The sequence below is a fragment of the Burkholderiales bacterium genome, assembly GCA_013695435.1.
In the GTDB taxonomy this organism is placed as follows: Bacteria; Pseudomonadota; Gammaproteobacteria; order Burkholderiales; family JACMKV01; genus JACMKV01.
On sequence record JACDAM010000157.1, the window covers coordinates 1 to 9315 of the forward strand.

Below are 9315 nucleotides of genomic sequence, written 5' to 3' on the forward strand. Positions count from 1 at the left end.
TAATGCGATTCGCGTGCCGCGACGACGTAGAATAAGGGCAAGCTCGGGCGACGCGCCGCTTGGTGCGTCGCCGCGAGCGAGACATAGCAGGCTGTTGAAAACGTAGCGAGCGCAGCCAAGACGAGGCGCGAAGGGCCGAAAAAGCGGAATGTATATGGGAATACATGAGCATTTTGAGGCCCTGAGTAACGAAGTATTGGCAAGCGTAGTAGTTTTCAACAGCCTGTTAGGCCTTCGAGGGTGGATTGAAGGACTTGGCGCAGCTTCCTTCCCAATCGACTTTCATGCAGCTTCCGATCCAAATCGACTTTCAAAATCCGCACACCCTGCAGGTGCAGATTGTCGAGCAGTTTCACGATCTGATCCGCGGTGGGCGGCTGCCTCCGGGGAGCGAGGTTCCCAGTTCGCGTGAGTTAAGCGAACAACTCCATGTCTCGCGCAATACCGTCATGGGGGCGTATGAACATCTTGTCGAAGAAGGATACCTTTACACGCAGCGTGCGGTAGGTACTTTTGTTACTCAAACCATCGCCACTGGCACGCAGCAACCGCTCAGCCGCGTTCCCAGTCACCACCGCGTCGTCAATCTGCCGCTGCCGTACACCGGCCGCGGGCCACCCGGCCTGCACCAATCCCGTGATCGGGTCCTGCTCTATGACTTTGCTCTCGGCCGGACAGATCCCAAGTCCTTTCCCGAGAAAATCTGGCGCAGGCTGACCCTCGATTGCCTGGGCGGAGCCGCGGCCTGGATGAGCGAGTACCTCGATCCCGCAGGGCTGCCGGAACTGCGGCAGCTCATCACGAACTTTCTGGGTCCGGCGCGCCGGATGGTTGTGTCTCCGGAGCAGGTCATCATCGTGGCCGGCTGCCAGCAGGGGTTGAACCTCGCCGCTCACCTGCTTATAGGCTCGGGCACGCGCGTGGTCATGGAGTCGCCGTGCTATCGCGGCGCGGCCTTCCTGTTCGAAAGCTACGGGGCGAAGCTTGTTCCGGTTCCAGTGGACGAGCTCGGGATCGATGTGGCGCGATTGCCAAAGCAGCCGGTCAAGCTCGTCTACGTGACACCCTCACACCAATTCCCCACCGGTGTCACCCTGTCGCTGGACCGCCGGATCGCGCTGCTGGAGTGGGCCGCGGAGGTAGGCGCCTACATTCTGGAGGTCGACTACGACGCCGATTTTCGCTACGAGGATTCACCGCTGCCGTCGCTACAGGCGCTCGACCGGCCTGGATGCGTGATCTACATGAGTTCTTTTTCCCGTTCGATCGGACCCGGGTTGCGGCTGGGCTATGTTGTCGTTCCGCGCGATCTCATCCGCGCAGCCACCACGCTCAAGGCATTAACCGACAACGGCCAGCCATGGCTGGAGCAGGCAACACTGGCGCGGTTTATCCGCGACGGTAGCTGGGCGCACCACCTCAAGCGCATCCGTTCCACCTACAGGCGGCGGCGCGACGCCCTGGTCACCGCGCTGCACAGCCATTTCGGGGATGTCGAGATATCCGGCGCAGAAAGCGGAATGCATCTTGTCTGGCGCCTGCCGCGCCATTTGTCACCCGCCCATGAGTTTCAGGTGACCGCGCGTCGCTGTGGCGTTGGTGTCTACTGCCTGCAAAACAGCCCCGCCTATCTCTATGAGCACATGGAGGACCGCGACCGGATTCTGTTGCTGGGCTATGGCTCGCTGGCCGAGGAGCAGATCGAGAAAGGTATAGCAACCCTGGCGCAAGCCGCGGGTCGGTAGAGCACGACGCGGTTCGGGCGGGGGTGGCCCGCAATCGCTCCTTGTCCGGATTGCCTGTAAGTTCTTATGTCGCCAATCCTGCCATTGCGCGTCGCTGGCACCATCGGAATTTTCGCTGCTGGTACTATCCCGGCGGTTGACACGGCCTTAACGTGACCTAACGCACTTCGGGCTCGTTCGGGCACGCAGGCGTGCGTCCAATCGTGCGTCCAATCTTGGGCCAATTTTTCGGGAGAACCGCCATGTCAGTGCATGTGAGTGAAACCCGTGTCGTCAGAGGTGCTTGCCCCCAGGACTGTCCCGACACCTGCGCGTTTCTCTACCACGTGGAGGACGGCAAGCTGGTGGAGGTGACCGGCGATCCTGATCACCCGATGACCCGTGGCGGGCTGTGCGTGAAACTCAAGGACTATGCCGAGCATCACTACAACCCCGACCGCCTGTTGTACGCGATGAAGCGCGTTGGGCCGAAAGGCAGCGGGCAGTTCCAGCGGATCTCTTATGACGACGCACTCGCCGAGATCAAGAAGCGCTGGACAGACATCATTGCGAAATACGGCTCACAGGCAATCATGAATCACTGTTACCTGGGGAACCAGGGCACGCTGAACGGATTGACCAGCGGCGATGCTTTTTTTAACCGGCTGGGTGCCAGCATAGGAGAAAAGTGCTACTGCGAGTCGGGCTCCTCCACCGCCTGGATCATGACGGTGGGCCCGACCGGCGGGCTCGATCTGGAAAGCCTCGCCTACGCAAAGTACATCATCGTATGGGCGATGAACATGCTCAGCACGAACCTGCATGCCTGGCCTTTCATCCTTGAGGCGAAAAAGAAGGGCGCCAAAGTAGTGGTCATCGACCCGATACGCACACGCACAGCAAAGCAAGCTGACTGGCACATCGCGATAAGGCCCGGAACAGATGGGGCGCTGGCGCTGGGCATGATGAACGTGATCATCGCCGAAGATCTGGTGGATCACGACTATGTGAAGAAATACACGCTCGGCTACGAGGAATTAGAGGCCCGCGCCGCCCAATATCCCCCGGAAAAGGTCGCCGGGATCACGGGCATTCCCGCGGAAGATATCCGCAAGTTGGCGCGTGAATATGCGACCACTCAGCCCTCGGCCATTCGCGAAGGCGTAGCCCTTGAGCGCAGCCCGGGCGGCGGCGATGCAGTCCGCCTTGTCACCTGTTTGCCTGCACTCGTCGGCGCCTGGCGCCATGTCGGGGGCGGCGCTGTCGAGATGCCGATCTGGGAGTTCCCGTTCAATTTCGACTTCATACAGCGGCCTGACTGGATCAAACCGGGCACGCGCGTCATCAACGAGCTGGATCTCGGGGCTGCACTCACCGGCGAGCTGAAGCTCGATCCTCCTCTCATGTCCGTGCTCATACATAACTCCAACCCGGTGTCTCAGCAGCAGAACGCGAATAAACTGATCGAAGGCCTCAAGCGCGATGATCTGTTCACGGTGGTGAGCGAACTCTTCATGACGGACACTGCGCGCTACGCCGACATCATCCTTCCGGCAACCTTGCAGGCTGAGCAATATGATCTCCAGGTGACGTGGGGCCATCTCTATATGATGGTCAACCAACCGGCCATCCCCGCGCCAGGAGAATGCGTGCCTAACATTGAAATGTTCCGCCGTCTCGCAAAGACCATGGGTTTCGACGACGACTACTGGGATATGACCGATGACGAGTTGCTGATGAAAATGTATGACTGGGATTCGCCTGCTTTGAATGGAATCACTTTGGACATGCTCAAAGAGAAAGGATGGATGCGGCTCAATGTAGGGATGCCTGGCGAGCGGGCGCCACACGCCGAAGGCAACTTCAAGACACCATCGGGAAAATGCGAATTCAAGGCCAGCGCAGCCGAGAATGGAAACTTTATCGTGCCTGTTTGGCGCAATGGGTACAATGAAATGCAACCCGGTGATCCGGTCGATCCGGTCCCGAACTATATTCCACCAATTGAGGTATCCGGGGCGGATAAGGAACTCGCTAAACGTTATTCAATCAGCCTGATTTCTCCCAAGCCCCACGCCTTTCTGAACTCGCAATATGCGAACGAGCCGGTCCAACAAGGCCGCCAAGGCGAACAGATTGTCGTTATTCACCCCAGGGATGCTGCAACTCGCAACATCAAGAATGGTGATTACGTACGGGTGTTCAACGATCGTGGCTCATTTGAAGGCAAGGCGGAATTGAGCAACGACGTTCTGGAGGGATTGGCCATGGCCAATCTGGGTTATTGGCCAAGCTTGAGCCGCAACGGTTCGGCGGTAAATTCAACGACTTCGTCGCACCACTGTAATTTGGGTGGGGCCGGTTGTCAGTCAGATAACCTGGTTCAAGTCGCGCTGGTTTAGTAAGTTCGGGCATTGTTCTGAGATCGCCTAATGGAAGGTAACGCGGCCGTCCTGGATCCCGAGATCTGCAAGCCTTGCCGGGGCGGTGTTCCGCCACTGACACGGGAGGAAGCGTTGCGCCTCCTCCCCGAAGCGCCTGGGTGGAAAGTTACCGCCGATTGCACAAAGATCGAGAAGACGTTTACATTCGCTGATTTCAGGTCGGCGTTTGAATTTGTGAAAAAGGTGGCGGGACTGGCTGATGCCGTATGGCACCACCCGGTGATTAACGTTGGGTGGGGCATCTGCACGGTTGTGCTGCATACAAAAAAGATCAACGGCCTTCACGCCTACGACTTCTTCATGGCAGGCAAGATAAATGCGCTTGGAGACGAGGGTCATTCGTAAGATTTTATGACCCACGTGGTCACAGCGAATTGCGATCTTTGCCGTTTTACCGATTGCGTGACAACTTGCCCCGTCGAGTGCTTCCATGCCGACGAACGGAGGACGTACATCGATCCCGGTGTGTGCATCGACTGCGGCGCTTGCATTCCGGCGTGCCCGGTTCACGCGATCTACGAAACCATCGACATGCCGGATGATCAAGCCCACTGGATTGAAATTAACGCTGAACGCGCGCGCCAACTTCCCGTAATCAGCGAAAAGCAGACGCCGTTGCCAACGGCGGAAAAGACGAAAGCGGAGTTGGGCTTCTGAGCGTACGATGAGCGGCGAGCTGGGGTCGGCACGGAACCCTTTGCGTGTCGCCATCGTGGGCAGTGGACCGAGCGGGTTTTATGCAGCCGAGGCGCTCTTCCGTTCCAAGCACTTCGTATGCGTCGATATGTTGGAGAAGCTACCCGCGCCGTATGGTTTGGTGCGCAATGGCGTCGCTCCCGATCATCCCAAACTCAAGGAAGCGATCCTCGTCTACGACAAAATTGCGCGAACTCCCCACTTTAATTTTTTTGGAAACGTCACGGTTGGCCGTGATATCAGCGTTGAAGAACTGCGCCGCACCCATCATGCGCTAATTTTCGCGTGCGGCGCTGAAACCGATCGCAGGCTCGGAATTCGAGGTGAGGATCTACCGGGCAGCCACACCGCCACCGAGTTTGTCGGCTGGTATAACGGTCACCCCAATTACCGCGACCACGCTTTTGATCTCTCCCATGAAGTCGCGGTTATTGTCGGGCAGGGCAACGTCGCGGCGGATGTCTGCCGCATCCTTGCGAAGCCCGTCGACCAATTAAGGCACACCGACATCGCTGACCATGCACTTGGCATTTTGGCCGGAAGCAAGGTCAGGCAGATTCACTTGGTGGGAAGGCGCGGACCGGCCCAGGCCAAGTTCACCAGCAAAGAGTTGAGGGAACTGGGCGATGTTATGGACTGCGATCCAATCGTGGCTCCGGAGGACCTGGTACTCAATCCCGAAAGCACGGCTGAGCTGGCGGACAAGAACAATACGAACAACGCCAGGAATCTGGAAATCTTCAGAAGTTTTGCAGCGCGCTCAAACACGTCAAAGCATCGGCGCATTTTCTTTCATTTTCTTCGTAGTCCTGTTGCGCTCGTAGGCAATCAGCGGCTTGAAGGCGTTGTGCTCGCCCAGAACTATCTTGAGGGAGATCCATTCCATCAAGTAGCCAGAGAAACGTGCGAGATACTCGAATTACAATGCGGCCTGCTTTTTCGTAGCATCGGTTACAGGGGAATACCCATTCCGAACGTACCGTTTGACGAGGGACGAGGCATCTTCCCTAACCGCGACGGACGGCTCCTGAATGGGAGTGGCGGAGTTTCGTTGGGTTTCTACGCCACTGGCTGGATCAAGCGTGGGCCAACCGGCATCATCGGAACCAACCGCGCCGACAGCGTTGCCACTGTGAAGGCGCTCATTGAAGATTTACCCATATTCCCTATAGCTGAGAAGCCCGGAGTCGACGCGTTGCGTTCATTGCTCGCGCAACGAGATAGAAGATACGTGAGCTACGCAGACTGGCTGAAAATCGACGCGGCGGAGACTGGGCGCGGGGCACCGAAAGGAAAGCCGAGAGAAAAATTTACCCGGATAGAAGAAATGCTGGCTTATGTCAGTGACTAGGGCAGCATCAACATCGCCTGGGCCGCTGGCGGTGTTAGATGAGAGCATAGGAAATATAAACCGCTCTCCGTCGAGCCGAGGGACGAGAACAGCGTCGCATAAGCGTTCACGCCAGTGCGTGCAGCGCGCTGTAGATCCTGCTGAATTCGGCTGGCGATGACGCCTTCGCGTGTACTACATTCAACTTAGGCGAGCCGGTTTTCTGTTGCGCAAGCGTGGATTCAAGCAGCGGCACATCCGTCGTCTCGTCCACCACGAACAGCGTCCGTGCCAGCAACCCGTGTTGCGAGAGCTGCTCGAGCTCGAACATGCATCCGCTGTTGACTGGCGAGAAGCCGCGCAGGTCCATCAGCACGAAATCACTCGTTTTTGCCAGTGCACGCAGCGTCGGGCGCCAGGTGTTGTCGTGGCAAAAGAACTCGCTCACACGAAACCTGCCGTCCGGATCGCTCGTTTCGTCCAGGCGCTCAACGCGCTGCTTCAGGTCGCCTTCGTCCTGAACGAACAAATGTTTGATACGCCCGCCGGCGAACGCGATGACATCTCCCGGGTCAATTGTGCGCATCGCGAGATCGGCGCCGGCAATCATCTTGACGCTTCCTTCGAGCCGCCAGCGCGCGCCGATTGCATCAAACAGTTTCTCGGTGCGGCGCTGAAAGCCGAATACGCGAAGCAGCAGCAACCGGCTTTTGGCAGGCAATGCGAAGCCGATTGGCCAAAGTTTTAGTCCCACTTGCACCACGCCTCGATAGACGACAAATGCCAGAAGCCCGAACAATCCTCTCCAGCCGAATTTGCTCGCGAGGCTGGCGCACTGCCAGAAAATGATCATCAGCCACCACATATCCACCAGCAACTGGACATCGCTGAACGATTTCCGATCGTAGCGCTCGGCCAGCCAGCGCAGCAGTCGCCAGCATAAATACCCCACAGGCAGCGCCGCGAACATGAACAGGACGTGATAAGTGTTCGCGCCGAAATAAAGCAGCGCTGATCCCCAGTGGTCAAATGCGGCAACAAAGGCCTGCAGCGCAATGAGCGCGCTGAAGCTGAACACGAGGAGTCCGGCGAGCACGAGCGGTGAAACCGAGCGCAGTCTTCGATTCCCGCTGATGAGAATGAGCAGATAAGGCAGCCATGCTTCCCACGCGAGGAAGAGCAAGAAGTAGCCCGCGTTCGCGAACGGCGTGGTATCTGACCTGTCGAGAACAATCAGCGACACAAACGACCAGAGCAAGACCATAGCGACTCCGGCCAGCAAATAGGCAGCGAACGCGAGTAAGGCTTTTCTTTGCGGCAACGCGAGCAGCGCGCCGAGCGTGGGAACGATCGGCCAGCAGTACGCGTACCAGATCACGAAGGCGCGAAATGTGGAGGATTCGAGTCCAGGCGAAGCAAGAAACATTGCCGCGATAACTGCGGCGGCGGCCCCGCCGGCGAGGGAATAAACGCTGACCAGGCGTCGCTTCCCACTTGTCCTTTCGCGATTTTGCGTGGCGGCTCGCGAAACGGCATTTTGGGATTCACTCGAACTGGTCAGCTCTTCGCTGACAGAGCCCATTCCGCGCACGACTTCGCGCCGATACCAGTAAAGCAGGACGATCGACACCGGGACCGTAAGCGCGATCGCGTAGAAGAAATAGGTGACGAGTATTCCCGAAGCGAGATGATCCACGGTGTCCCCCTGCTACGACGGTCGCGCGAGGCTCGGTAAATCGCTATGATTATGCCATGGGCAGCAAGGTGAAAGCGCGCCGGAAATTCAGCGTAACGCTCGCCAGCCGTGCATTGTTTTTTATCGCCATCGTCTGGTCAATCGCCGGAGCATTTTTGGCGCTCCATACAGGAATTCCGGCGCTGGTTGATCGAGTCGTGAAGTCAGGATGGATTCCCGATTCGCTGGCACTGCCCAATGCCGCCAAACTGAGCGCACATTGCTCAAGCGGGAATGAGCCAAGAGCAAAGCTCGATGGCGAGGCGCTGCGGCTGATAAGGCATGCCGCGTGGCGGATGGGATTCGAGGTGGGCTATGGGGCCGGGCTTGCCAGCATGGGGCGGCTGGACGCAGCCAGGCGGTCTCAAACATCGGAGTGGCTAACGAACACCGCTCGAAATCTCAATGTGCCCGAGCCGCTTCTGCCCGCGATTGGCCACAGCGCGAACGCGCTGCATGAATTTGCCGTTCACATCGAGACCGATCCGCAGTGTACCGCAGCCAGGCTTGCGCAACGGTACGGCGAGGGCGAGAGTGCGATCTACAAAATGAGCGCGTACGTCGGGCACTCCGCGTCGAGCCGGGCTGCGTTTCCTGAAATCGGCGCGCGATTCGTCCCGAACATTCGCCATCACGCGAAGTCGGCGAATGTCCCAGAGCAGCCTTTGCAACCTCTGCTTCAGGATTCGATGGGAGGGGAAGACCAAACGCGCGCTGCTGTCAATCGCCTCGACGAGTACTTCAAGACAGGCAATTAGCGGGCGCGAAGTCCACGCGCGCTTCGCCGCACGGCCTGTTCGAATTGTTTGCGCTCGCTCGGTTCCTCGCAATGAAATCCGACTTCAAACCCCGACCAGCTACCTGCTACCAACCGGGCCTATAGCGAGCGCCGCCAGCAAACGGCGGCGGTTGTCGCTATTTCCAATCCCCGCGCAAGCCCAACACCGTTTCCTGCAGACTTTCGGGCGTCGCGTACGCGGGCGCGACAGGCGACGCGGCGATCAATTCGATTTTTGCGAACAGCTTACGCGGTATCGACCTGCCGATGCCGTGCTTGCGGCTGAACGAACTTCCCCACAAGCCGCGTAGCGCGAGCGGCACGACCGGCACCGGCGTACGTTCGACGATGCGCGCGATGCCGGACTTGAATGGATAGAGCTCGCCGCTGTCGGTAATACGTCCCTCGGGAAAAACACCGACCAGTTCGCCAGCTTCGAGCGCGGCGGCAATCTCGTCGTACGCGCGTTCCAGCAGTTGCGGATTCTCTTTGGCCGAGGCGATCGGAATCGCGCGGCTGGTGCGAAACACGAAATTCAGAATCGGGATTCTGAAAACGTGATGATCCATTACGAAGCGCACGGGGCGTCGCGACGCAGCGGCGATGAC

Annotated in this window: 8 protein-coding genes; 6 read left to right on the forward strand and 2 right to left on the reverse strand. The window is 58.4% G+C overall.

Annotation, left to right across the window (positions count from 1 at the left end):
• The first annotated feature begins 284 nt into the window (after nucleotides 1-284).
• From H0V78_08215 to H0V78_08235, 5 genes are all read left to right on the forward strand, one after another.
• On the forward strand, nucleotides 285-1745 hold the full coding sequence (locus H0V78_08215) for a PLP-dependent aminotransferase family protein (GenBank protein MBA2351763.1): 1461 nt from the start codon (nucleotides 285-287) through the stop codon (nucleotides 1743-1745).
• Nucleotides 1746-1987: 242 nt separating this feature from the next.
• Entirely contained in the window at nucleotides 1988-4126 is a 2139-nt protein-coding gene (locus tag H0V78_08220) for a molybdopterin-dependent oxidoreductase (GenBank protein MBA2351764.1), read from the forward strand.
• 30 nt (nucleotides 4127-4156) lie between these two features.
• Entirely contained in the window at nucleotides 4157-4513 is a 357-nt protein-coding gene (locus tag H0V78_08225) for a 4a-hydroxytetrahydrobiopterin dehydratase (GenBank protein MBA2351765.1), read from the forward strand.
• Between the two features lie 6 nt (nucleotides 4514-4519).
• Nucleotides 4520-4825 carry a 4Fe-4S binding protein gene (locus H0V78_08230; GenBank protein MBA2351766.1) on the forward strand — a complete coding sequence of 102 codons (306 nt, stop codon included), beginning with the start codon at nucleotides 4520-4522 and terminating at the stop codon, nucleotides 4823-4825.
• A 7-nt stretch (nucleotides 4826-4832) separates the two neighbouring features.
• On the forward strand, nucleotides 4833-6215 hold the full coding sequence (locus H0V78_08235) for an NADP oxidoreductase (GenBank protein ID MBA2351767.1): 1383 nt from the start codon (nucleotides 4833-4835) through the stop codon (nucleotides 6213-6215).
• 106 nt (nucleotides 6216-6321) lie between these two features.
• On the opposite strand, the gene H0V78_08240 is transcribed toward H0V78_08235, so the two are convergent.
• Entirely contained in the window at nucleotides 6322-7890 is a 1569-nt protein-coding gene (locus H0V78_08240) for a hypothetical protein (protein MBA2351768.1), read from the reverse strand.
• A 113-nt stretch (nucleotides 7891-8003) separates the two neighbouring features.
• On the opposite strand from H0V78_08240, the gene H0V78_08245 reads away from it, so the two are divergent.
• The gene (locus H0V78_08245) at nucleotides 8004-8687 is read left to right on the forward strand and encodes a hypothetical protein (GenBank protein MBA2351769.1); all 684 of its coding nucleotides are present in this window, start codon (nucleotides 8004-8006) and stop codon (nucleotides 8685-8687) included.
• A 157-nt stretch (nucleotides 8688-8844) separates the two neighbouring features.
• On the opposite strand, the gene H0V78_08250 is transcribed toward H0V78_08245, so the two are convergent.
• Nucleotides 8845-9315: 1-acyl-sn-glycerol-3-phosphate acyltransferase (locus tag H0V78_08250; GenBank protein ID MBA2351770.1), on the reverse strand; the 471-nt coding region annotated here is incomplete at its 5' end.